This window comes from Caldanaerovirga acetigignens, from assembly GCF_900142995.1.
Lineage (GTDB): Bacteria > Bacillota > Thermosediminibacteria > Thermosediminibacterales > Thermosediminibacteraceae > Fervidicola > Fervidicola acetigignens.
Map to the genome: position 1 here is coordinate 20,352 of NZ_FRCR01000003.1, position 24,768 is coordinate 45,119.

The window sequence follows — 24,768 nt, forward strand, 5'->3', positions numbered from 1 at the left end:
TGCCAATTTAAGCAGTCTTGCACCTGTATTTTTCGTCTATCTTATTAATTTTTTCTACTTTGGGCAGTGACCTTCCTCCCTGAAACTCGGACTCGAGCCATATATCTACCAGTTTTTTGGCAAGTTCCGGGCCCACTATTTGAGCACCCATCGCCATGACCTGGGCATCGTTGCTCTTCCTCGCCCTTTCCGCAGAATATACATCATGGCAAACGGCAGCCCTAACTCCCGGAACTTTATTGGCAACTATTGCCATACCTATTCCGGTCCCGCATATCAGTATTCCCCTTTCGAATTCCCCTGAAGCAACCCTTTCCGCCAGCGCTACTCCAACGTCTGGATAATCAACAGGGCTTTCGTCATAAACCCCTATATCGACAACCTCTATACCCTTAGCTTCTATATGCTCTTTTATGACTTCCTTCAACTTAAATCCGAAATGATCGCTCCCAATTATTACCTTCACGGTCAATTCACCTCGCTTTTATAATCATTTTTTAAAAAGCTTTCCACCCTTTCAGCTATCGCCTTTGCATCAAGGCCAAAATAGCCTTTTAACATTTCCTCCGAGCCTGCAGTTCCGAATGTATCTTTCACACCCATTCTCAGTAATTTTACATTCGGCCTTTTTTCTGCAAGAAGTTCTGCTACAGCGCTCCCTAATCCACCGGTGATGTTGTGGTGTTCAACAGTAACCACTTTTTTTGTTAAAGAGGTCATTTCTAGAAGCAGGGCTTCGTCCAAGGGCCTTATCGTCGCCATATTCACAACTGCTGCCGCTATCCCTTTTTGTCTTAAGATCTCCCAGGCAATCAAACTCTCGTATACAGCGCTTCCCGAAGAGACGATCAACACATCCTTCCCTTCTCTTAAAACGTTCCCTTTACCTATCTTAAAAACATAATCCTTGCCAAACAATACCGGCTCATCTTTCCTGCCGCGTAAGCGCATGTACACAGGCCCGTTGTATTCGAACATCGCTTTTGTCGCCAAATACGCTTCTGTAGCATCTGCAGGGTCTATTATTACTATATTGGGTATCGACCTTATAGCTGCTATATCTTCCAAGGCTAGATGGGTAAACCCTAACCACGCCGAAGAGAAACTCGTATCTGTCCCCACCATTTTTACATTCAAGCCTGCCGTTGCTATGTCTACCCGCACTTGCTCTATGGCGCGAAATGCAAGGAAATTTGCATAAGAAGTTACTACAGGAATTTTTCCGCAAAGCGCAAGACCAGCAGCCACACCAATCATCGTCTGCTCTGCTATCCCCACATTAAAACATCTTTCCGGAAATTTCTTTACAAAATCTCCATACCTAGACGCCGAATCCGCTGCAACGGCCACCACATCTTTATATTCATTCCCTACCTCTACAATAGCTTTTGCAAAAGATGTCCTCGTAGATTTTTTAAATTCACTCATCTTGAAGTTCCTCCAGTGCCAATTCTTCTTTCAATTCTTCGTATTGTTCTTTCGTTAAAACCTTATAGTGCCATTCTACCTTGTTTTCAGCAATTTTAAGTCCTTTTCCTTTTACAGTATGGGCTATAATAGCAGTAGGCTTCCCTATCGAAAAAGGAACATCATTCAATGTTGAAAGCAGCTCTTTTATATCATGGCCGTTGATGCTCTTTACTCTCCATCCGAAAGACTTCCATTTTTCTTCAAGAGGCTCGAGTTTGCTTATATTCTCTGTAAGATCCCCAAGCTGCAGTCTATTTCTATCCACAATTACCACTAAATTGTCCAGTTTGTGGTGAGCTGCCGCCATCGCCGCCTCCCAGTTGCTGCCTTCCTGCAATTCTCCATCACCGGTTACCACGAAAACTCTGTATTGCTTTCCATCCAGTTTTGCAGCCAAAGCCATTCCCATTCCAATTGCAATACCGTGTCCTAAAGACCCCGTATTTGCCTCCACTCCCGGAAGTTTTAATTCGGGATGCCCGGGAAGCAAAGTGTCGCATTTGGTGCAGAAATCTCCTAAATATTTCCTGTCAAAAAATCCAACCTGCGAAAGTATAGAATAGAGAGCAAGGCAACCATGGCCTTTGCTTAGTATCAATCGATCCCTGTCGGGCCATTTTGGGTTTTTGGGATCTACTTTCATTACCCCTATATACAAGGTTGCAAGTATATCTGCTATCGATAAAGCGGGCCCCAGATGCCCGGTCCCGGCTCTTGTACTCATCCAGATACAGTCCTTGCGAATTCTCTCAGCTGCCTTCATTATAGCGCCAATTTTATCCTCGGTTAGATTCAAATTGCTCACTCCCTTTTTCTAAAAAAGCGACTTTACATATTCCTCAAGTTCCATCACTGCTTTTGAAAATTGGTTGTAGGTCGTAAGTGTTGGTTCCAACTTTTCAAAGTCTTCGGGTCTTATCGTATCCTCTCCATATCCTTCCGCAAAATAAGGTATCTTGAGCAGTTTTTCCATAACATCATCAGGCACAGGTTCACTGCATTTATTTTCCACGGGCCTATCTAAATAAAGCGTCATGAAGGATTTAATGAGTTCCGGATTCATCGTATAAACAAGGTCGCATCCTGCCAGCTTTTCAATGTGCCATATATATTGAACTCCATCTATCTTCGGGCTTACCCTGCTGGATGCAACCAGCATCTTGCTCGGATAATTCCTTTCTTTTAAAATCTTACATGCCTTCTTGGTAACTGCTATTCCTGCCCATCTCTTCATCTCTTCGGTAAGTTCTATGCCTCTTTCTTTTGCCTGCTGTTCGAAAACCTTGGCATCTTCAAACCTACCTATCATAATGGTTATGACTGATCTCCACCTAGTATAGTCAACGCCGTACTTTTCACCTATTGCCTTTCCGTTCTTTACTGCCTCTGCAACCGCCATTATCTGGGGAAGTGTAAAGCAAAGCGTGGCATTTGTGGGAATTCCGAGAGATGTAAGTATAAAGATAGCCAAAACCCCTGCCCTCGTAGTCGGAATTTTTACCATTATGTTGGGCTGTAGCGCTTTTAATTCCAGAGCCTGTCTTAACATTTCCTTTTCGTCAGTAAAAAGCCTCGGATCTACCTGGGCAGACACATAACCATATTTGTAATTTGATTTTTCAAACAATGGAAGATACTTTTCCGCCCCTCTTTTACACGCTTCTTTATAGGCTTCCCACGTCATCTCTTTATAGTCCATACCCGGATTTGCCTTAATTATATCTTTTATCACTTTCTCCCATTCCGGCCTTAAAATATCGAATACAGCCTTTGTAAGTGGCGGATTGGTGGTAACGCCTTTTAAGACCCATTCATCGGGGTCGGCCTTCTCGTCCCATAATTTCTTGAGCTGAATATCGAAGATCTCTTTTAAATCATTTTCTACAGAAGCCACAAAATCGTCGCGCCAATTTTCGAAGATTAGCGGATTTGAATCCCACCAAAGTTCCATTTTTTCCGATAAAGCGGCAAGTCTTTCCATAGCGCTTTCTTTATAAATATTGCGATTCATTTTTTTTAGAAAACCCCCTCACTATTAATCCTCTTCTTTTGGAGAAAAAGTTAGAGCAACTTTCGTGCCAAAAAAAAATAAGCCCTTGCGATAAAATCGCAAGGCTTATTCCTCCTTGATTTTTGCAGGTTTCCAGGCTTTTTACATTAAATGGCAAATCGAGTTTCCGTATGCAATTCTAAGAATATCCGATGCAAAACTGCATTACCTCATATCCTCTGCATCCATCAGCGCCTCATACTTTTTGAGCTTCCTTATTATCGTGGACTGATCCACCCCTAACATTTCTGCAGCTTTATAGGTGCTTCCCCCAATTTCCATCGCGCGCTTTATCAATTGATATTCTACAAGGGCACTTGCTTTCTTCAAAGGCATGATTTCTGCTACATAGACGCCTTCAGAATCATAAGTGCCCTCACCGTTTAACAATTCGGAAGGGAGGTCCTTTTTTGTAATCAAATTTTCTTCCGAAATAACGACCAGCCTTTCGATAACGTGCTCTAGCTCGCGCACGTTACCCGGCCAAGAATATTTCAAGAATGCTTCTATTACTTCGTTGGTCAATTGCTTTGAACGGCCGTATTTTTCATTGTATTTGTTCAGGAAATGATGAGCAAGAATGGGTATATCCTCGGTCCTTTCCCTCAACGGCGGTATTGTAATCGGGACCACATTGAGCCTGTAATAGAGGTCTTGCCGGAATTTTCCCTCTTTTACCAGTTCCTTTAAGTCTTTGTTTGAAGCAGCGATTATCCTCACATCTACCTTGATCGTCTTAATTCCACCAACCCTAATAAATTCTTTTTCCTGCAAGACCCTCAATAACTTAACCTGCAGCGGCAGGGGAAGCTCGCTGATCTCGTCGAGCAGCAGCGTCCCTCCATCCGCTACTTCGAAAAGTCCAGGCTTACCTTCGCTTCTTGCTCCAGTAAATGCCCCTTTTTCATATCCGAAAAGCTCTGCTTCAAGAAGGTTTTCAGGAATTGCACCGCAATTTATTTTTACAAATGGTCTTTCGCTCCTTCCGCTTATATTGTGGATGTATTTTGCTAAAACTTCCTTTCCTACACCCGTTTCCCCATATATTAAGACCGTAGATTCCACCATGGCTATTTTGTTTACCGTCTCCATCAATTTTTCCATTGCCCTGCTCCTGTAAATTATGTGGGAGTTAGCGGTATTGGCCGTTCTCAGGGCAATCAATTCCCTCTCGTATTTTTGCAGAAGTTCTTTGGTATGATAAAGTTCTGCTTTGAGTTTTTCCTCGTCGGTAATATCTTTTGATATGCTCACTACCCTTTTTATCCTGCCGTTTTCGTCAAAAACCGGCGTTGCCATGACAAGCAGCTTCCGACCTGTTTTGGTCTTTTGCGTTATCGTCACAGGCTTTTTTTCTTCAATAACCATCCTCGTTGCCGATGGAAAATACATCCCATTTTTCTCGAGGTCTTTTACGTTTTTGCCTATCAGGCTTTCGGGCTTTACTCCATATATCTTCTCGCACGATGAACTTATCCTCACCTTTGACCCTGAACCATCGGTAATGCAGGCAAGGTCATCAGAACACGCCATAAATGCTTCTAAGTCAGTTTTTACCATATCTAGTTCATTTCTCAGGTTCTTTATATATTCGTTCATGAAAGAAATTATTTCTCTTATTGATATAACTCCTACGATTTCGCCCTTTTCATTTACTGCGAGAAATGTTTCACCATTATAATTTTCCAGATTTACAATTTCTTCTTCTCTGACAACCACAAAATCTTCTATAACCCGGCATTTTTTTGCATCATAGATTTTTCCTGCTCTGCCGTTTTTTGTTTCAATTATATAATCGCAATATATTGAATTGTCGCCCATATACCTTGAAGCTTCGCAATCTGCCGTTTTTATTATTTTTTTGTTCAATAACGCCCTGACAGTCTCTTTCATAAAATCACACCCGAAAAAAGTATTTTTTATATTTTTATTATAACACATAATAGTCGTACAAAATTAGTTATATTTTAAAGCGGCAAATTCTTATGATTCTTCGCCCTCTCCTTTTAAAACCCCCATCGGTTTTAATTTCACCACGGGCTTTGTAAGTCCTGCATCAACCAATGTAAATACCACTTCGTCGATGTCCTTATAGGCCAGGGGGGCTTCATCGAGCAGGGCTTTCAGATTGCTTGACGCTATTACCACGTTTTTGGTCTGCTCGAGAAGCTCCTCTTTTGTAAATTCGCTTTTCGCTCTTCGCCGGGACATAACCCTGCCAGCCCCGTGATTTACCGAACAGAACGTTCGATATATTTCAGAAAGGCCGACAAGCACGTAGGAAGCTGTGCCCATACTGCCCGGAATTATGGCCGGATGGCCTGTATCGCGGTAACAAGTAGGATTATCAGCGTGCCCAGCGGGAAGCGCCCTGGTGGCTCCTTTACGGTGGACCAGGAGCCATTTTTTGCCGTGCTTTTCTTTTTTCGCAATATTATGGGCCACATCGTAAAGAAGGTCCAGACCAAGTTCCGATTCGGGCCTTTTCAAGATTTCCACAAATGCCTCCCGCACGAAATGGGTTATGAGTTGGCGGTTGCAGAAAGCATAATTGGCAGCGCATGCCATTGCTTTCAGGTAGTTCTGACCATCTTCCGAAAAAACCGGCGCGCAGGCAAGGCCCTTCACCGGTGCCCTGGTTCCGTTTTTCTCCGAATGTTCCCACATAATCCTCGAGTAATCGGTGCAAATCTGGTGTCCTAGTCCTCGGCTGCCGGTGTGAATTAGCACATACATCATATTTTTAAAAAGTCCGAAACGCGACGATAGTTCCTCGTCGAAAACCTTTGAAACCCTTCCGATTTCTATGAAGTGATTCCCGCCGCCGATGGTTGCAAGCTGGTCAGCTCTTTCGCGGGCCGACTTAGGTATAGCCCCCGCATCTGCCCCTTTTATGCAACCCTTATCCTCTATCCTTTCAAGATCTTCCTTCCTGCCGTAACCCGCCCTAAGAAAATACTCCACACCCAGGTTTGCAATTGCATCTAAATCCGGCTTTCGCAAAGACTTAAGAGCACTAGATTTGCCAACTCCCGAAGGTACCCGAGAAGAAATTTTGTTTAATATTTTTGATATTTTCTCCTTATCAATTTCGTTGGCATCAATCTTTGTAGTAATAAGCCTTACGCCGCAATTAATGTCCATCCCGACGGCCCCTGCCGAAACCACGCCCTTTTCGTAATCGGTAGCCATTACGCCTCCAATAGGAAGCCCAAACCCGGTGTGGATGTCTGGCATCCCTATAACCGGGCTTACCACTCCGGGAAGTAGCGACGCATTGTAAAGCTGGTTTATGGCCTCATCTTCCACAAAATCCTGAAACAGCCTGGGGTTGAGGTATACGTTGATTTCAACGTTCGTTTCGCTATTAGTAAAAGAATAGCAATTTGTCGATACAAGTTTTAATTTTTCCTTCATCGAACTTCACGCTCCAATCAATCAATTATATAAACCATTTTTGCTTATTGCTTTTTTTATTAATCATCCTAATTGTATTTTTCGTTTCAAGTTTTCATATCATAAGTCTATCATTTCAAGCCCTTCCTATTCAACGGGACATCCCAATTAAAACCCTTTCTTGGGAAAAATAAATAAAGAGGTGATGAAAATGTTACCCTTTATCCCCAAAAGGGCCTACTTTGAGCGCGAAGCTTTAAATTATCCATTAGGCAGGAATATTTACTACAAACTTCAGGAGATGGGTGTTGACGTAAACTTCACTACTTCCCACAACAAAGTTTTGGGCATCCCCGGTAAAACGCCCCAGGAAGCTTACATGGAAGCCAAAAGGACCCTGGTAGTAGGTGTGCGCAAAACTTTAGAATTTGAAACATGTAAACCTTCCGCCCATTACCAGTTGCCGCTCGTGACTAGCTGCATAGGTGAATGTGAATATTGTTACCTCAACACCACTCTTGGTAAAAAGCCTTACTTAAGGGTCTATGTGAACCTGGACGAAATCCTGGAACGGGCGAAAAAATATATAGAAGAAAGGTCACCTGAGGTCACCATCTTCGAAGGGTCTGCCACTTCGGACCCTTTGCCTGTAGAACCTTATACCGGCGCCCTTAAAAAAACCATCGAGTTTTTCGCTATACAGGAAAAGGGCTTTTTTCGGTTCGTGACAAAATTTACTAATATAGATTCGCTACTCGATGCCGAGCACGGCGGGAAAACCACTTTTCGTTTTAGCATCAATTCCGAAAACATAATAAAAAAATTTGAGCACAATACCCCGCCCTTGGAAGAAAGAATTCGAGCTGCCAAAAAGGTAGCCCTTGCCGACTATCACTTAGGCTTTATCATCGGCCCAATTTTTTATTACCCCGGTTGGAAATACGATTATGGCGAAATGCTTGAAAAATTAAGTCTGGGACTTTCGGAAAGTGCAAAAAAAGCAATAGAATTTGAACTTATAACCCACCGGTTCACGGCGAGGGCAAAAAAGAACATACTTGCCGTTTTTCCAAAAACCAAGGTTCCCCTCGATGAGGAAGAAAGAGTTTTCAAATTCGGCCAGTTCGGCTACGGAAAATACGTGTACCCTCCTGACAAGATGAGGGAACTCAAGGAATTCTTTGAATTAAAAATCCGGGAATACTTCCCGGACGCTACACTTCTATATTTTGTATAAACTGTTCGACTTCATCGCTGAATGAAAGGATAATTTTTTTCGCCTTGACACCTTCTATGGAATTCAGCTCCATTTCTAGTCTCCCTGTTTCTTCATCGGAGCCGCAGAGCTGGAGGATAATGAGTCCTTCATCGGAAGAATGGTTTTCATCGGTGTCGTGAATCCCGAGCCTCATTTTTATGTTGTCACCGTATTTTGTCAGCACCTCCTGGACTTTAGGCGCAGAAACTTTCCTATTCCCCTGTAAAATGGCCATTATGGTTTTGGAATTCACCAAAAATCCTCCCTTCATCCCCCAGCCCTTCCCCGGCATTTATATATTTTGCTCATTTGCCATTAATATACATCGGGCCTTCGATCTTCAAAAATGGGTATGCGTTTCCTCACTTGTTCTACCGCCGACAGGTCAATTACAGCCTCGAAAACGCCCTCCCTTTCGTCGGCTTCCAGCAGCACTTCACCCCAGGGGTCAACGACGATGGAGCACCCGGGAAATTCTGCTTTGCCTTCCCTCCCTACCCGGTTTGCTCCCACCACGAAAAACTGATTTTCTATGGCCCTCACAATGTTCAGAAGCCTCCAGTGCATCTCCCGAGGCTTAGGCCACTGGGCCGGCACAAAAAGGATTTGGGCCCCGAGCAGGGCAATTTTCCTTATAAATTCGGGAAACCTTATATCGTAACATATAGCAATTCCGCACTTTATTCCGTCTAATTCGAAGGTTACCACCTTTTCTCCCGGTGAAAAGTATTTTTCTTCATTCATTAACCTGAACCTATGTACCTTATCATAGCGCGCCACTACCTCTCCGCTTCTATTTATTGCATAAGCCGTATTGTAAACCCTTTTAACCTCATCAGATCCCTCACCTCTTATGTCTGCTATCGAGCCGGCTATTATATTAATGCGGTTTTCCTTTGCAACTTTTTTCATCCAATCTATAGTGGGATTTCCTTCCCTGTCGGCTATATCCGAGAGCCTTTCCAGAGCATAGCCGGTATTCCACATTTCCGGAAGTAAAATGATATCAGGTTTCACCTTTACCTTTAAAGCTTCTTTAAGCAATTTCTCAACTTTTTTTCGGTTTTCCTCAGGCTCCCCATAAACCACATCCATCTGAAGTACACTAATTTTTAACATGTCTCGTATCCCCTTTCAAAATTGTAAAACAAGCCCCTTATATGGGGCCTCATTTTTCCATTTCTAAAAGTCCTTTTATTTTTTTCTATAGCCTCCTTAATAGCAAGAAAAAGCGGCTTTTTTTTCTATTCCTAGAACAGTTATATCTTCATTGTCTATAAGGGGTATCAGGATTTTTTTTGCCCTGCAGGATGCTATGGCTTCCGCGATTTTAGGCGTTATCTCTCCCATCATACAATTCGGGATTACTATTCCCAAGGAGCCTACAATCACATCAACTTTATTTATATTGTAGAGGATTGCGTTTTCCCCTGTTGCACCCTTGTTAGCTTTTTCTTTCATCATACTCAAAGTTGCGACTGAATTGGTCCCTAAGGCGTATATTTTTAGTTCAGGAGGCAAATCCTGCCTTAACAACGATACAATTTGGCTACCTATACCACCCCCATCCCATCCACAACTGCTATTATCATTTTTCATCTTTCCTGCTTTCCAGTATAATCTTATGTTCCAGGAGCTTTATTTCTTTTATTTGGGCATCTAGAATTTTTTGTTCTCCCAAGAGATTATACATAAAGATTTTGTCACCCTGTGGCTCTATAAAAATCACATTGTCCATTATCTCCTTTTCTTCGCCCTTTTCGTAAAGGTACACCCTCGATTCACACACAGTGTTCACTCCCTATATTAACTTTTTAGCTTCAAATAGAAATTCACCAGCCGTTTTTAAGGCATCAGCCGCTTTTTCAATCATCTCAGAAGCTTCCATTTTGCCGAGCCTTCTTGACTTTTCTGCCCAACTGCGGAAGTTTTCTTCATGAGACCGATTGTGCTCAATCCAATGTGCGAGTAAAACCCGCAAGGTTTCTATTTCTTTTTCGTTTTCACAATCCATCTTCTTATCCCTCCTCAAAATCCTTCAGTACTATTTTAAAATACAAAGTATTTTTTTCAAGTGTTTGCTTATTATTCCCTTGTACATTTCTCACTCTTAGCAATTAGCTTTATACATCCCCATGCAAAAGCCAGGGTGATTAAAGTCCCCGTAATACCTGCTTTCGCCGTAAAAGTAAATACATGATCAAATCTGATGATACCGAATTGAATAAAGAACTTGATAAAATAAGGCTATTTTCTTCCTTTGATGAAACTATCCAAGACCCATCGCCCAGTTATCGCTGTTGGGCACACATAATAAAGCTTCCTGATTGACCAAGGATTCAGGAAGCTTTGCATTTATGCCGCTAAATTAATCCCTTTTCTTTTAAAAATTCTTTTGCTACCTTCGCGGGATCTTGTCCTTCACCATCGACCTTGTAATTAAGTTTTTGCATTTCTTCATCAGAAATCTTATTTGCCAATTTGTTGAGAACATACTCTAATTCAGGGTGTTTGTCTAGCACATCTTGCCTAATAATTGGTGCAGCATAATAAGGCGGGAAAAAGTGTTTATCATCTTCTAGTATTTTTAGTTTATGAGATACCAGCAATCCATCAGTAGCAAAAGCATCAATAACCTGGACTTCGTTATTATCTATCGCTGTATATCTTATACCTATATCCATGGATTTTGCATCTTTAAACTTAAAATCATACACTTTTTGTAAACCAGGATAGCCATCAGGTCTTTCCAAAAACTCCATTGAAGCTCCCAGAATAAATTTATCGCTAATTTTAGCTAAATCTGAAAAAGTCTTCAAATTATATTGCCTTGCCAATTCATCCTTAACAGCTAATGTATAGGTATTATTGAATCCCAAGGGCTTCAACCATACTATATTCCATTTGTCTTTATATTCTTTCTTCACTGTTTCATAAGCTTTTTCTGGATCAGTAGTAGGTCCCATCCCTAATATGTCCACCAAGCCTGTCCCTGTATATTCAACATAAATATCTATTCCGTTATTCGCACCTCCCCTTTTTATCGCTTCAAAGTTTACATTTGTACCGCCAAGGTTTAGTTTTCGTACTACTTTTAGATTAGTATGTGCTTCAATCATGTCAGCCACCATATTAGCTACGATAATTTGCTCTGTGAAATTTTTTGATCCTACAACTATAGTATCACTTGCATCCCTTTGAGAATTTCCAACACCGCAAGATGTCACGAAAGTAACAGTTAAAATAAAAACCAAACCGAATAACAAAATTCTCTTCATTTAAAATCTCCTCCTTTACTTTATCCCCTTTGGAGTCACTAGTTTCTCAACTAAGAGTAAAATATAGTCTATCAAAAGCGCCAAAATCATTGCCGGTATTGCACCTGCTAGTATCATATGGTTATTCACCATAGATATACCTCTGTAAATCAATTGTCCTAAACCACCGGCTCCAATCAACGCTGCTAAAGTAGTAAATCCAACGGCTGTCACAGCTGCTATTCGAATACCTGCCATTATAACAGGTAAAGCTAATGGCAGTTGTACCATCCTCATTAATTGTACCTCCGTCATTCCCATACCTTTACCTGCTTCGAGAATAGCTTTATCTATATTGACAAGACCAGTATAGGTATTTTTTATAATTGGTAGTAACGTATACATAACTATCATAACTATTGAAGGAGTTGAACCTATACCTAAAAAAGGCACTAAAAATCCCAATAAAGCTAAACTAGGAATTGCCTGTACAGCATTGGCTAACCCAATGATAAATGAAGAAGTTTTAGGAAATTTTGCAATCAAGATACCTAATGGTACTCCTATAGCTATAGCTATAATCAGAGCCATAACAGATAATTGAATATGCTGAGTTGTTAAAACTAAAATATCGTCAGCTCTATCTTTCATAAAATTTATATACTCTACCAACACTATTTAAAAGTCCTCCTTCCTATTCTGCATAATTTGCACCTAAATAATTTACCAGGGCACTTCGCGTAATCAAACCTTGGAGCAAACTATCTTCATCCACTACTGGTACATAACCTATATTTTTTTGCGCCATCAATTTAAGGACATCTAAAATTGAATCATCAGGTTTAACTGTATAAACATTTCGAGTATAAATCTCTTCTATCCGTTTTGCAGTGTTTTTATTAGCCCTTATATCCTCCACTGTTACTATGCCTAAAAGTTGATTTTCTTTATTTACCACTAAAATACTATCAACACCACTATTACTCATAATTTCTATTGCTTGTGCAAGAGTCCTGGAAGGAAGAGCCTTTATTGGATTGGTAATCATAATATCTTTTGCTAAAACATACTCTGATTGTATCCACATTCGTCTTTTTCCTATAAAATTCTCCACAAATTCATCTGCCGGATTTTTTAATATTTCTTCGGGAGTATCAAATTGCACTACTTTTCCATCTTTCATTATACAGATCCTGTCACCTAATTTTAACGCCTCATCCATATCGTGAGTTACAAATACAATGGTTTTTTGCAACTTTTGCTGCAATTCATAAAGTTCTTCTTGTAACTGAGACCTTGTAATAGGGTCCAGTGCACTAAAAGGTTCATCCATTAAAATGATGTGTGGATCTGCAGCCAAAGCCCGTGCAACTCCTATCCTCTGTTGTTGTCCACCGGATAATTCTTTTGGGTATCTATTCATATATTCTTCTGGAGGCATTCCTACAAGATGCATTAATTCCTTTACTTTTTCAATTCTCTTCTTTTTTGGCCAATTTTTAAGCAAAGGAACTAATTCTATATTTTGCCCAACTGTCATGTGGGGAAGTAAACCAATTTGCTGAATCACGTATCCAATATTCCTGCGAAGTTGGATTGGATTTATCTGAGAAATATCTTGGCCGTTTATAAATATCTTACCAGAAGTTGGTTTAATTAAGCGATTTATCATTTTCAACGAAGTGGTTTTCCCACAACCACTCGGTCCTATCAAAACCACCAATTCGTTATCTTTTATTTCTAAATTTATTCCTTTTAGTATTTCAGTTTCTCCATATGTTTTAACTATATTTTCAAATCTTATCAATACTCCCACACCTCCTTGCAGGTGACAACCCATATTATATAATAAAGTTGTCAGTGTGTCAATAAAAGAGATTACAAAAAAACCTAGCAACTATTGTTGTTGCTAGGGAAAATTAATATCAGTATAGTTATCGACTAGAGATATACTTTTTTTGAAAGCCTCCTTACTTCCTATAAGAACTAAATAATCTCCACCTTTAATTTTCTCATTGGGACCAGGAGAAATAATTACGTCTTCTCCTCTCTTTATAGCTATTACGGTTGCACCTGTAACATCCCAAAATCTTAACTCAGCCAAAGTCTTACCTACAGCATCGCTTTTCTCATTAACGCGAATTTCAACAGGATTAAAGTCATTTATATTTTTTAATCTATTAGCGTATTCTATAAATTTTAGCAAAATATTTTCCAACCTTTCATCAAGTTTTTTTCTTTCTTCGACGATTTTAACCAATTCATTTTTTAAGACCTCTAAGGTTTTTTTTTCATTAAATTGATTTATATATCTTCGTGCCGCTTCTTTCGATTTAACAATTACCCCTTTACCTTGTTCTGAAACAACTACTCCCATGTCTTGTAAAAGGGAAATAGCACGCCGTATTGTTTCAGGTGAAACTTTGTATAGCCCTGCAAGATTTGACCTACCGTATAATCTCTCATCCTCATTAAACTCTCCCTCTACAATTCTTTTAGCAATATCAAAAGCAATATACTCATATCTCGGCCTTACAATTTCAGACATAAAAATGTGCCTCCATCTCATTTCTTAAAAATTTATAATTGTTTTTAAACTTCTTGTTTTTATTTTAATCCTGCCATACTATTATACTATTTTCAGTTAAAAAAACAATGAAAATTTCTCTCGGAGGCCCAAACTATTTATAAGAAGCTCTCTTGCAAAACACTCAAAGTTTTGGGCCAATATACCGATGGTAGTCAAAATGGGAATGTACGTAATTGCTGAGATTAACTTTACGCGACCATCGATTTGATAAAATATATTTTGTTTTTTTACCTCATCTCCAAAGATTGCCTTCAAAATATACACCTCGAATATAGATTATATTCTTAAAAATCATTTTTCAAAAGTTTATTTTAGAAGAAAAAAATCGGCGCCGACTTGCTGTCAGCGCCTTTCTAAATCAACCATACAGTTCAACAGCTTCTATTACCGCTTTAATGTTTTCCACCGGAGTATCTGCCGGTGCAGAAGCCACTCCTGCTGCTAGTATGAAGCCTCCTCCGGGTTTTACCTGCTCAAGCAAGTTTTTAATGTATTCCTTTATACTATCTGGGGTTCCTCCAACCAGCAGTCCTATGGGAATTCCACCCATCACGCAGGTATGACCTTTGAGGAGTTGTTTTGCTTTTACCACATCGGTTTTTTCAAAATAAGCTATTCCCCATCCTTTAGGCAGTTCCAAAATCGTTTCTAGATGGGCATCATGACGTCCTTCGAAAAACACCCATGATTTAATGCCTTCATCTAACAGCTTGAGTATAATGGCCTTTAGGTACGGCCAGTAAAACTCCTTGTAAAGTTCGGGCGAAAGGTATTCATTGAGGTGGAGAGGGAACATGGCATATTTTGCTCCCATAGCCTTAAAAGACAACGAGTAGTTTATCAAAGGTTCAACCAGCGCTTCAGCAGCTTTTTTAACTTTATCCGGATACCTTCGTATATCCAATATTAAGTTTTCAACCCCTCTCAAGAAGTCTCCAATCATGTCAAGAGGCGCATAGCCCCAGCCCATGGGTATGGCCGGGTAACCAAGTTCAGCGGCTATTTTTCCGAATTGAAAGGCATACCCGGCACTTCTTGAAAGTTCCATCCCCAACCGCACCCAAGTAGCCATAGCCTTGCGAGGAGTCTCCAGATTCCTGCAAGCCCTCGGAAGGACAGTCTCAGCCACAAATTTTACAGGGTCTTCTATGAGCTTATCGTATTCGTCGGCTTCCATGAAAGTTCCTCCTATAAACTGCGGCGAGGTGTTCTCGCTAATTTCTCTTCCTGGATATCTGTAGTATTTGTCACCCAATATATCATGCAGTGGGCCAGTTATTAAGGTCAGAGCAGGAGATATATCGGGGAACTCTATAAAAGCAAGGCAAAATACCCTTCCATCCAGCCCAGGGGTACCCGCCATGGCCATGTCGAACGGAAAATCCCTCATAAATTTTTCCGATGCTTTCATTGCTTTCTCATAGTCGTAGCACATTTCATATTGGGTAATTCCCGCATATTTTGGTATGATGTCTCCGCCTATTCCTGAACACGGGACCCTGTCTGGTTCCTGAAGGTTAATGGCCGCCTCGAAACGAGCAAGTCTTTCTTCAGCAAGTTTTTTTGGGTCTTTCGTCATCCTAAATTACCTCCTGTCATAAAATTTTATATTTTTAATTCATAGGATGAACAAATACGGTATGACCATGCCGGTATACTTTTCGTAAGCAGTTTTCATGTATGGAACAACTCTTTCATCTACAACGGGGTAGTCCTTTATAAATTCTTCAAATGGGACAATATATTTGGACTTAAAGGGAGGATACTCATGGGAAAACTTTTTAACTGCATCTTCTCTCTTTTCGGTAGTAACCGGCCGACCTGGATTTTCATATTTGGCATTTTCCAGTACGTATTCCATAACTGCTACATAATTCTCAGGGTTAATGTCGTTGATACTCATTGCGTGTTTATCAAATCCAAAGATGTAGTTGCCGCCCGGAGCCAATATATCTATGAGCTCCTTAGCCTTATCTATGCATTGCTGCTTAGTCCCGGTTTTCAATAATGTTATCGGATAAAAACCGCTCAATACCATTTTTTTGCCTAACTTTTCCTTAAATAGTTTCGGATCGCCGTATTCCATGTGCAGGCGCGTGCCAGGTGGCAATTCCTGGAGATAATCTATATAGCGTGTCCAATCGTCCTCGCAGAATATCCAAACTGCTTGCCCTCTTTCAGCACAGATGTAACATAGTTTATAAAAGGTCGGCCAGTAAAATTTTTCAAAGTCCTTTTGGTTTAAAAATGTAGGCATGTGCGTCATTATCATGTTTGCACCAAATATAGAGACTTCAGGCGTCATTCCCATCCAAATCGCCATAGGCATCAATGCTTCCACAGCCTCGAGGACCTTTTCAGGACAGCGCTTTATATCTAGTACGATCTTTGTAAAGCCCCTGCAGAAATCTGCAAGAAAATCAAAGGGTATCATCTGAAGCCCCATCGTACCAGGTGGAGGTGAAAAGAATCCGTATTTTTCAATAAGGTAATTGTTAGCTATGTCAAAAGCCCTTTGTTGATCCATCTGCGCAAAGACTATCCTCGTAAAATTTATGGATCTTGTTACCGGGTCCGCATCCAGGGCGGCGTTATAGCGGGGCATGATTTTTTCTACAATAAAATCGAAGGGATTTTTGATGAACTCATCGTATTCTTCTTCTTCCAAGCCCGATATTTCGGGGTGCTGAATCATTCCTGTCTTGCTCATCACAAATGACTTTGATTTTTGAAACATAAGTGAGATGGGATTCCTCGCCCAAGCCATCGCAAAGTTGTCGCCTCGAACGAGCTCCATCGCTTTTTCGCCAATTTCTATCAAGAGTTCTGCAGTGTACTGGTACTGGGTAATCAAAAAGTCCTTACCTGCGTATTCAATCAAAAACTCGGGGCTCAGACCGTCGCTGACAGGAAATCTATCGGGAATAACGCCGGAATATACGTCTCTAAAGAGCTTTTCACGGTAATCTCTCAATTTCTTGGCATCCATAAATGGCCCCCCTCTGCCTTCTTAATAATTTATCTCACCTGGTTTGCACTCATAATTTCCATTACCTTCTCATCGGTTAGCTTATAAAAGAGTATGAAAATTATAGCAGCAGTTAACCCACAGGATATAGGTATTAAAGTCACAAGGTTTATAATCCCTCGTATCAAAGCTTCTGTAGGTTCAGCAAGGGGATTATATCCAATTATAGCAAGGCCATAACCCACTACAGCGCCACTCAAAGCAACCCCAATTTTTATAGGCATTGCAGACATGGACATTATGAAAGCAGTAAGGTCTTTCCCTGTTTTCCACTTGCCGTATTCAGCAGTATCTACATAAAGCGCAGGGCCTATCGACATGCTGCTTGCTCCTAAAAAAGCGCCAATGCTGCTTAAAGCAATAAACAAGTATGGATTTCTTCCTCCCGAGAGAAAAAGTATTGTGTAAAGGACCGGGTTTAACAAGGAAGCAAATATAAATGTGGACCTTTTCCCAAGTTTTGCCACAATAAACGGAGCTATTAAGCTTCCCAAAAAGCTAAACACAGACTGACTCGTAAGGTGGATCGTTATCATGCCCAGATTCCCGGCAACATACTTGTAATAGTAAGTGAGCAGCGAAGAGATGACAAACAAGCTGGTATTTCCGATGATCCCGCTCACAAAAAGCGCCATCAGCGGACCATTGGAAAGCATGTTCACAAACATCTCTCCTGCCGAAGCCTTAGTGCTACCCTTAATTGCTGCTTTGTCTTTTTCATAGACATCGTAGCCTTCACTTTGGCGGAATAAGTTCCAATATCCGAGCACCTGTATCAAGGCAAACAAAGCTACGGTGAGGAAAAATCCTCTTCCTTCATTGCCCCTTCCTAATAAATTTATTAAGGGCATGCAGGTTAAGGAAAAAACGAGACTGGATGCTGTCATGAATTGCATTTTTCGTTGGGAGAGTCTGAGCCTGTCTTGCGGGGTTCTTCCTAGAATGCTCATCATGCTTATGTGGCCGTTGTAGGCAAAATTCACGCAGACATGGGCAACAACATAACACGCTCCGAGAAATACGGCCTTACTTATCTGATTTAATGGAGGGTTTGTGAACATGAGGATGAAAAAAGTGGCGGTAAAAGGAGGTGCTATTAAAATCCACGACCTATACTTGCCCCATTTTAGATGGGAGTTTTGTATGATTCCCCCAGTTATTGGAACAGAAATCATGTCGCAAATCCTGGCGATGAGAAGGATAGTTCCCATAAAGGCTGCTTCAATCATAGCAACATCGGTCAAAAAATAAGCATAATAGGTGACTGCAACCATCATCATTAGGTTGAAAGTAAAATCTACTAACGCATAACTATTTATAACCTTATTAGGTACCGCCCCTTGGCCACCGAGCATAAAGTACCCCCCTTAGTTTTTAAAAAGTACATCTTAACAAAATAATCCCCTTAGCCGACCCACTCCCTACAAAACTTTACACCCTCGGCGGCGTTGATGGTCCATGCATCAGCCCCTATGTACGCACAGGCCTCGCCATTTACCGCATTTCCACCAATTATAACTTTTAAGCCGTCTCTAAGCCCCGCTTCCGATAGGGCATCCACGGTCTTTTTCATAGACTCGATAGCCAGCGTAAGGAGTCCACTTAACCCTACTATTTGAGGTTTTACTTCTTTTACTTTACTTACAAAGTTTTCAGGAGGCTGGTCTATTCCAAGGTCATGAACCTCAAATCCTGCAGCTTCCGCCATGCTTTTGAATATGTTTTTGCCTATGTCGTGAAGGTCCCCTTGCACCGTCCCTAAAACTATTTTCCCCGAGCCTTTTTTGCCTTTTGTGCCTATGTATGGCTTTAGCATCTCTATAGCCCTTGCAAGCAAATCTCCCGCGAAAATTAAGTCTCCCACAAAGTACTCCTTTGATTCAAATTTTTCTCCAACTATCTCCATTCCTCTTTGGCACGCCTCCACTACTCTCTGAGCCTCTTCTTGTGTGGGATTGCCAGAGATGAAATCTTCCAGAATTTTTATCGCGGTGTTTTCATCTAGTTCTCCTATGGCTTTGATCAATTCATTTAAATCTATCATAGTAAACCCCCCTCTTTTATATATGTATATACAAGTCTCGGTACTTTTAGTATATATATACTATTGTAAAATGTCAAGATATTCTTATATATCTATTTTTTAATTTTTATAATACAATTCGTGCATTATTATTTATATAAAAAAATGCGGGGATGTCCTCGCATATTTACAGGAGATTTTTTATTCTATTAAATCTATTCTCCGCTACTTTCCAATCTACATTGTTCATAAATGCCCTTATATAATCGGCTTTTCTAGTTCCATAATCAATAAAATATGCATGTTCGTAAACGTCTAGAACCAAAACAGCCTCCGCACCCTGAACAACACCGTGGTCATGGGCATCTAAAAGATAATTGATAAGCTTACCGCTCCTTCTGTCGTAAACTAAAACAGCCCACCCTCGAGCTGCCATACCTGTAGCTTTGAAGTCCTCGAGCCATGCATCATAAGAACCAAAGTCCTTCGCTATCTGTCTCATTAGCTCTCCATGAGGCATCCCACCGGGACCACCAAGGTTTTCAAAATAAAGTTCGTGAAGTAAAACCCCGTCTATTGCATAAGTTTCCCCTTTTTTTAACCCGCGAAAATAGCTATAAGTCGCATTAGCATCTTTCCGGTCGGCTGAAAGAAGAAGTTTTCTGATCTCGTTTACCCTGTTGATATAGCCTTTATACAGCACTTCGTAATGTTCAAGGATTTGGCGCTCAGTAAAGCCTGGCATAATGAGCAGCCGTGGATTTAGAGGAAGTGGGCGTAAATTATTATCACTTTTAATCATGCTGTCACCATCCTTTGCTTTCATAAAGTCTGAGATTTTATCTATGTTTTCCTATATTAATGATATACACCGGCTCTCATCATCGTTCCAATACTTCGAGGCAAAAGCTGAAAAGTATAAAATAAAAAAAGGTGGCCGATAGGCTTAAGCCTATCAACCACCTTTTCTCATTTCCCGACTGATTTTATTTCGCTACTTTCGCAGCTTCGACTATAGCCTTCACGTAGCCATAAGTATCTTCGAGCGTAGCTCCGGTTACTGCATCGACTTTTTCCTTCATCTGTTCCTTATCGTTGCTCGCGAGCATAGCCTCGAGTTCAGCTATGGTCTTGCCCTTTACAAACTTCACTATTCCGCCAAAGTTCTCACTTACGGTCTTAGTCGCACCGCCCCTCGTCCTCATGTTGTTGCTGTAATAATCAGCATTCGTGAGCTTCGATGCGAGTACATACCCTTCCTTCACGTAAGTCCCAAATTCCTGATCCATATTGGGTACTCCTTTAGCTACGTCCTTGCTCATAAACTGATAGTCGTCTATGTAGGCAGCCACTATCTTGTCGCCCAAAACAACTGCAGTCGCAAAGGTGAAGCACTTGGTTCCATGAGCAGCATAATCTATCTTACCGATCTTCAAATTTGCCAAATCTTTTTCTTCCACCAGCATCGCATCCGCATCGGGCGCTGCATTTGCTACTTTCGCAGCTTCGACTATAGCCTTCACGTAGCCATAAGTATCTTCGAGCGTAGCTCCGGTTACTGCATCGACTTTTTCCTTCATCTGTTCCTTATCGTTGCTCGCGAGCATAGCCTCGAGTTCAGCTATGGTCTTGCCCTTTACAAACTTCACTATTCCGCCAAAGTTCTCACTTACGGTCTTAGTCGCGCCGCCCCTCGTCCTCATGTTGTTGCTGTAATAATCAGCATTCGTGAGCTTCGATGCGAGTACATACCCTTCCTTCACGTAAGTCCCAAATTCCTGATCCATATTGGGTACTCCTTTAGCTACGTCCTTGCTCATAAACTGATAGTCGTCTATATAGGCAGCCACTATCTTGTCGCCAGCCACAGCTGCTACTGCAACTGTGTAGCACTTGGTTCCATGGGCTGCATAATCAACCTTCCCTATTTTTACTGCAACTTTCTGGGTCTGCACAGGAACTTGCGGGACAGGTGGAGTTGCCGGTTTTTCAGTTGATGCAGCTACTTTGGGAGCCAATTTTGCTAAAGTTTTGGGACCTACTATTCCGTCCACCTTAAGTCCGTTCTTTTTCTGAAAATCCTTTACAGCAGCTAATGTCTTAGGCCCAAATATCCCATCTACCTTTAACTTATAACCATGCTGGTTGAGCAATGTCTGCAGCAATTTGACATCCTGTCCTACAGAGCCGTAAGCTAAGAGCCTTTTGATTCCAGTTACACTAGTCACCGCAGTGGAGGTCGTTTTAGTCGTGGCAGTCTTAGCCGCTGCAGGTTGACTGGTTTTGGCAGGCATCGTTTGCGTTTTATTTTCTGCAGGCTTATCATTCGACGAATCAGTAGCAGCCGATACTGCGTCAACTTTGAAAAGTTTTGCTACCTGCACCGGTGCAACAATAGATACGATAAATGCGGTGAGTACCAAAAGGGCTACAGCAAATAATTTTTTATTCATACAAGACCCCCTTTTTAATGTTTTTTAGATACAGCCCGCTAGTTAAATGGGCTGTATCTGGAAATTAATTGTTCAAGTAATCACTTTTGCCAATATTATAATATATACAAGTGTAAATTTCAATAAATTTTTTACGTTTACATTTATAAAAGCAGGTGTTAAATTGCAATATCAAATGCGGCACATTGATTTCTCTAGTCAGGGTATTTGCCGAAGCAGTTTTGTACTTGTTGTATTTGAAGATTGGTTCAATGATTTTAGTGCGACGCATTTAGTTAAATCACGTCAGATAATCAGGTTTAGTCAAAGCTAATGTGAGTTAAATCACAGAATTACATTACAGAACCTGCTATTATAAAATTAAATTCACGTGATATTAGGGAGGTTTCGAACATGGCAATAAGGAAAATAGTTCATATCGATGAAAAAAAGTGCAACGGCTGCGGGCTTTGCGTTCCGGCCTGCGCCGAAGGTGCCATACAGATTATAGACGGAAAGGCAAGGCTCGTCTCGGATAAGTATTGCGACGGGCTGGGTGCCTGCCTTGGCGAGTGCCCGAGGGGCGCCATTACCATCATCGAAAGAGAAGCCGAAGAATTTGACGAAGAGGCAGTAAAGAAACACCTTTCCCGCAACAAATCTGAATTCCAGGTGCATACCCATATCCATCACGGATTTTCATGCCCTGGAAGCCGGGTGATAGATTTAAAACAAAGTTCCAACGCAAAAGAAAACGTAAAAGTCCCGGAAAAATCCTTTTCCGAAGGCGATATCTCCATTAGAATCAAGTCCCAGCTTTCGAACTGGCCGGTCCAGCTCATGCTGGTGCCCGTGGACGCTCCTTACTTCGACGGGGCCGACCTTTTGGTAACCGCAGACTGCGTGCCTTTTGCATACCCCAACTATCACCTGGAACTTTTAAAGGGCAAAAGTGTGGTCATAGGCTGCCCCAAACTCGATGACGGCAACTACTATGTAAAAAAGCTTGCAGAAATTTTCAAGCGCAACCACATAAAAAGTGTAACCGTTGTCCATGCGGAAGTACCCTGCTGCTACGGTCTGGTGAAAATTGCTGAAGAAGCGTTAAATCTTTCCGGGAAAGATATACCGCTGAACATGGTGGAAATAGGAATTAAGGGAGATAGAAAGAATTAAAGAGCCATCCATAAGCTAGATGGCTCTTTTTAATCACTCTCTCCCTTTTTCTAGAAGTTCCTCGAACTCTGCCTCATTCAGGATTTTTATTCCCAACTTCAGAGCTTTTTCGTATTTGGACCCCGGGTCCTTTCCTACTACCACATAGTCGGTCTTTTTGCTCACGCTGCCGGTTACTTTACCGCCGAGTTTTTCTATTAGTTCGGTAGCTTGCTGCCTTGTATATTTCTCCAAGGCCCCGGTAAGGACGAAGGTAAGTCCTTCTAAAGGCTTTGGCCCCTCTTTCTTCTTTTTTGCTTCCATGTTGACCCCGGCGGCTTTCAAGCGGGAAATGAGAGCTTTTGTCTGCTCTTGTCTGAAAAACGCCAGGATACTTTCTGCTATCTTCTCGCCTATTTCGGGAACTTTTATCAGGTCCTCATAGGTAGCTTTTTCAAGCTCCTCCATCGAGCCGAAGGCATCGGCCAGAAGCGACGCCGTCCTGGAACCCACGAAGGGGATTCCAAGAGCGTATATCACCCGGTCAAGAGGCCTTTTTTTGCTTTCCTCTATAGCAGAAAGCAGATTGGCGGCAGATTTTTCTCCCATGCGCTCTAAGGGAAGGAGGTCCTCCCGCTTCAGGTAGTATAGGTCAGCGGCATCCTTAATAAGCCCCTGCGATATCAGTAGTGAAACTATGGCCGGGCCGAGCCCCCTTATGTCCATGGCATCCCGGGAGGCGAAGTGCTCGATGCTCCTTTTTATCTGGGCTGGACAGCCGGCGCTGTTGGTGCAGCGGTACGCTGCTTCTCCCGGAAGCCTGACTGTTTCTGAACCGCACTCAGGGCAGCGGTTGGGCATTTCGAAATCCCGCTCTTTCCCCGTGCGCTTTTCTTTTACAACTCCCACCACTTCGGGAATCACATCGCCGGCCTTGTGGACTATGACTGTATCACCTATCTTTATGTCTTTTTCCCTTATGTAGTCTTCATTGTGCAATGTGGCTTTGCTCACCGTAGACCCGGCTATCCTTACTGGCTCCAAAACCGCGGTGGGGGTCAGCACTCCCGTCCTGCCAACCCTTACGATTATGTCCTTAATCACCGTTGTCTTCTGTTCGGCAGGAAACTTATAAGCTATAGCCCAACGGGGGCTTTTTGCGGTCGAACCCAAGAGCCTTTGCTGCTCGAGGGAATTAACTTTAATGACCATCCCGTCAATCTCGTAGGGCAGTTCGTGGCGCTTTTCGTTCCAACTGACGCAGTAGTCCACGACGTCGTCGAATTTATCGAAAAGCACTATGTGAGGATTTACCCGCAGGCCTATCTTTTTGAAGAACTGGAGAGCTTCATAGTGGGTCTTAAATTCTATCCCTTCTACATAACCCAAGCCATATATGAAAATGGAAAGGGGCCTTTTGGCCGTAACTTTTGGGTCAAGCTGTCTCAAAGAGCCCGCCGCCGCATTTCTAGGGTTTGCGAAGAGCGCAAGCCCTTGTTCTTCCCTCTCTTCGTTCAATTTCCTGAAGTCCTCTTTCGGCAGGTACACCTCGCCTCTTACTTCAAGAATAGCCGGGCTTTTATCGGGTGGAAAATCAAGCTTAAGCGGTACGCTTTTTATAGTCTTTACGTTTTGGGTTACATCCTCCCCTACTTCGCCGTCACCCCTGGTGGCAGCGGTTTTGTAGATGCCGTTTTCGTAAGTTATCGAAACCGCAAGTCCGTCTATCTTAAGTTCCACCACATATTCCACGTCATTTCCTACAACTTCCGTAACCCTCCTGTGGAAGTCCCTCAGTTCCCCTTCATCGAAAGCGTTGGAAAGGCTCATCATGGGGACGCGGTGAACCACCTGTGTAAAATAGGGAAGAGGCTCTCCCCCAACCCGCTGGGTGGGAGAGTCAGGCGTTACCAGTTCGGGAAACTTTCTTTCGAGCTCTTCTAGTTCCCTCATCAATTTGTCATACTCCGCGTCGGAAATCACGGGGCTATCGTATACGTAGTACTGCTTGTTGTGATAGTTTATGAGCTCCCTCAATTCCTTTATCCTTTTTTCGGCTTCTGACTTTTTCATACACTCCATCCTCTCATAGAAGAATTTCATTTTGTC

24 protein-coding genes are annotated in these 24,768 nt (G+C 41.9%); 2 read left to right on the forward strand and 22 right to left on the reverse strand.

What is annotated here, in order from left to right:
* Positions 1–7: 7 nt before the first annotated feature.
* The 6 genes from rpiB to BUB66_RS02825 all read right to left on the reverse strand — a co-directional run bounded on the left by rpiB (position 8) and on the right by BUB66_RS02825 (position 6,937).
* The gene (gene rpiB, locus BUB66_RS02800; protein ID WP_073254342.1) at positions 8–466 is read right to left on the reverse strand and encodes a ribose 5-phosphate isomerase B; all 459 of its coding nucleotides are present in this window, start codon (positions 464–466) and stop codon (positions 8–10) included.
* Between the two features lie 2 nt (positions 467–468).
* Positions 469–1,428: a transketolase family protein gene (locus tag BUB66_RS02805; protein ID WP_073254345.1), complete on the reverse strand. Its 960-nt coding sequence runs from the start codon at positions 1,426–1,428 to the stop codon at positions 469–471.
* A complete protein-coding gene (locus tag BUB66_RS02810) occupies positions 1,421–2,233 on the reverse strand; it encodes a transketolase (RefSeq protein WP_073254884.1) in 813 nt (270 codons plus the stop codon). The genes BUB66_RS02805 and BUB66_RS02810 overlap by 8 nt, the downstream gene beginning before the upstream one ends.
* Positions 2,234–2,284: 51 nt before the next feature.
* The gene (locus BUB66_RS02815; protein WP_073254348.1) at positions 2,285–3,481 is read right to left on the reverse strand and encodes a transaldolase family protein; all 1,197 of its coding nucleotides are present in this window, start codon (positions 3,479–3,481) and stop codon (positions 2,285–2,287) included.
* Positions 3,482–3,685: 204 nt separating this feature from the next.
* The gene (locus tag BUB66_RS02820; RefSeq protein WP_073254351.1) at positions 3,686–5,413 is read right to left on the reverse strand and encodes a sigma-54 interaction domain-containing protein; all 1,728 of its coding nucleotides are present in this window, start codon (positions 5,411–5,413) and stop codon (positions 3,686–3,688) included.
* 90 nt (positions 5,414–5,503) lie between these two features.
* Positions 5,504–6,937, reverse strand: a complete 1,434-nt coding sequence (locus BUB66_RS02825) for an RtcB family protein (RefSeq protein ID WP_084098659.1) — start codon at positions 6,935–6,937, stop codon at positions 5,504–5,506.
* 190 nt (positions 6,938–7,127) lie between these two features.
* Here BUB66_RS02825 and splB point away from each other — a divergent pair, with 190 nt between their 5' ends.
* Entirely contained in the window at positions 7,128–8,153 is a 1,026-nt protein-coding gene (gene splB, locus BUB66_RS02830) for a spore photoproduct lyase (protein ID WP_073254355.1), read from the forward strand.
* Here the strand turns inward: splB and BUB66_RS02835 are convergent.
* The 15 genes from BUB66_RS02835 to BUB66_RS12600 form a co-directional block, all read right to left on the reverse strand.
* Entirely contained in the window at positions 8,131–8,427 is a 297-nt protein-coding gene (locus BUB66_RS02835) for a CPF_0552 family protein (RefSeq protein WP_198409336.1), read from the reverse strand. The genes splB and BUB66_RS02835 overlap by 23 nt on opposite strands.
* Before the next feature lie 62 nt (positions 8,428–8,489).
* Positions 8,490–9,293 (reverse strand): carbon-nitrogen family hydrolase, encoded by an 804-nt coding sequence (locus BUB66_RS02840; protein WP_073254361.1) that lies wholly within the window; start codon positions 9,291–9,293, stop codon positions 8,490–8,492.
* Between the two features lie 96 nt (positions 9,294–9,389).
* Positions 9,390–9,773: a DUF3842 family protein gene (locus tag BUB66_RS11880; RefSeq protein ID WP_244269729.1), complete on the reverse strand. Its 384-nt coding sequence runs from the start codon at positions 9,771–9,773 to the stop codon at positions 9,390–9,392.
* The gene (locus tag BUB66_RS02850) at positions 9,763–9,963 is read right to left on the reverse strand and encodes a CooT family nickel-binding protein (protein ID WP_073254364.1); all 201 of its coding nucleotides are present in this window, start codon (positions 9,961–9,963) and stop codon (positions 9,763–9,765) included. Before BUB66_RS02850 ends, BUB66_RS11880 begins: the two co-directional genes overlap by 11 nt.
* 12 nt (positions 9,964–9,975) lie before the next feature.
* The gene (locus BUB66_RS02855) at positions 9,976–10,188 is read right to left on the reverse strand and encodes a DUF8180 domain-containing protein (protein ID WP_073254367.1); all 213 of its coding nucleotides are present in this window, start codon (positions 10,186–10,188) and stop codon (positions 9,976–9,978) included.
* Positions 10,189–10,537: 349 nt separating this feature from the next.
* Positions 10,538–11,452 carry a glycine betaine ABC transporter substrate-binding protein gene (locus BUB66_RS12285; RefSeq protein ID WP_198409337.1) on the reverse strand — a complete coding sequence of 305 codons (915 nt, stop codon included), beginning with the start codon at positions 11,450–11,452 and terminating at the stop codon, positions 10,538–10,540.
* A gap of 15 nt (positions 11,453–11,467) precedes the next feature.
* Entirely contained in the window at positions 11,468–12,106 is a 639-nt protein-coding gene (locus tag BUB66_RS12290; RefSeq protein WP_244269730.1) for an ABC transporter permease, read from the reverse strand.
* Positions 12,107–12,125: 19 nt separating this feature from the next.
* Entirely contained in the window at positions 12,126–13,238 is a 1,113-nt protein-coding gene (locus BUB66_RS02865) for a betaine/proline/choline family ABC transporter ATP-binding protein (protein ID WP_073254370.1), read from the reverse strand.
* A gap of 102 nt (positions 13,239–13,340) precedes the next feature.
* Complete coding sequence (locus BUB66_RS02870) at positions 13,341–13,979, reverse strand: GntR family transcriptional regulator (protein ID WP_073254373.1); 639 nt, start codon at positions 13,977–13,979, stop codon at positions 13,341–13,343.
* 400 nt (positions 13,980–14,379) lie between these two features.
* Positions 14,380–15,600, reverse strand: coding sequence for a uroporphyrinogen decarboxylase family protein (locus BUB66_RS02880; RefSeq protein ID WP_073254381.1), 1,221 nt, complete (start codon positions 15,598–15,600; stop codon positions 14,380–14,382).
* Positions 15,601–15,639: 39 nt separating this feature from the next.
* A complete protein-coding gene (locus BUB66_RS02885; RefSeq protein ID WP_073254384.1) occupies positions 15,640–17,010 on the reverse strand; it encodes a uroporphyrinogen decarboxylase family protein in 1,371 nt (456 codons plus the stop codon).
* 29 nt (positions 17,011–17,039) lie between these two features.
* Complete coding sequence (locus tag BUB66_RS02890) at positions 17,040–18,404, reverse strand: MFS transporter (protein ID WP_073254387.1); 1,365 nt, start codon at positions 18,402–18,404, stop codon at positions 17,040–17,042.
* Between the two features lie 50 nt (positions 18,405–18,454).
* Entirely contained in the window at positions 18,455–19,093 is a 639-nt protein-coding gene (locus BUB66_RS02895) for a cobalamin B12-binding domain-containing protein (RefSeq protein ID WP_073254390.1), read from the reverse strand.
* 166 nt (positions 19,094–19,259) lie between these two features.
* Complete coding sequence (locus BUB66_RS02900) at positions 19,260–19,874, reverse strand: superoxide dismutase (protein ID WP_073254393.1); 615 nt, start codon at positions 19,872–19,874, stop codon at positions 19,260–19,262.
* A gap of 184 nt (positions 19,875–20,058) precedes the next feature.
* Complete coding sequence (locus tag BUB66_RS12600; protein ID WP_073254396.1) at positions 20,059–21,525, reverse strand: peptidoglycan-binding domain-containing protein; 1,467 nt, start codon at positions 21,523–21,525, stop codon at positions 20,059–20,061.
* A gap of 393 nt (positions 21,526–21,918) precedes the next feature.
* Between BUB66_RS12600 and BUB66_RS02910 the strand changes: the two genes are divergently transcribed.
* The gene (locus BUB66_RS02910) at positions 21,919–22,680 is read left to right on the forward strand and encodes an ATP-binding protein (protein ID WP_073254399.1); all 762 of its coding nucleotides are present in this window, start codon (positions 21,919–21,921) and stop codon (positions 22,678–22,680) included.
* Positions 22,681–22,713: 33 nt separating this feature from the next.
* Here BUB66_RS02910 and ligA read toward each other — a convergent pair whose 3' ends face one another.
* Entirely contained in the window at positions 22,714–24,732 is a 2,019-nt protein-coding gene (ligA, locus tag BUB66_RS02915; protein ID WP_073254402.1) for an NAD-dependent DNA ligase LigA, read from the reverse strand.
* Between the last annotated feature and the right edge of the window lie 36 nt (positions 24,733–24,768).